Genomic DNA, 476 nt, shown 5'->3' with positions numbered 1-476 from the left:
CTGCTGATGCGCCGCTGCTGGCGCGGCTGGCGCACCCTGACCGCCGAACTCCCCGAGCGCGTGCCGGATCCGCAGCACAGCGTGGCGATCAGCTGGATCGGCTTTGGCCTGACGCTGGTATCGAGCATGGGCCTCGAGGCCATCCGCATGTACCCGCTGCGCGCCGCGCTGCCGCGCGCCCCGGGTGGCGTGCTGGGCGACCTGCTCGGCGGCTGGCTGCAACTGGCGCTGGGCTTTTCCGGCGCCACGCTGCTGTTGCTGCTGATGTTCGCCATCGGGCTGTCGCTGTTCTTCCATTTCTCCTGGCTCTCCGTGGCCGAACACGTCGGCGGCTTCGTCGAAACGCTGTTCCTCGGCTTCAAGGCCCGCCGCGAGAAGAAGCAGGACCGCATCATCGGCGCCGCGGCCAAGGTGGAACGGACCGAGACCGTGGAAGTGCAGCGCGTGCGCCAGGAGGAAGCCACCCCGGTGCAGAT

Annotated in this window: 1 protein-coding gene; it reads left to right on the top strand. The window is 69.3% G+C overall.

Annotated features, from left to right (window positions below; genetic code table 11):
• The coding region (locus AC1DCP_RS26415) for a DNA translocase FtsK 4TM domain-containing protein (protein ID WP_476774872.1) at nucleotides 1-476 on the top strand (476 nt) is incomplete at both ends.

The organism is Agrobacterium sp. 10T429, assembly GCF_056393925.1.
Note: the sequence above shows the minus strand (reverse complement) of the source record. Positions and strands in the feature narration are given on the sequence as shown.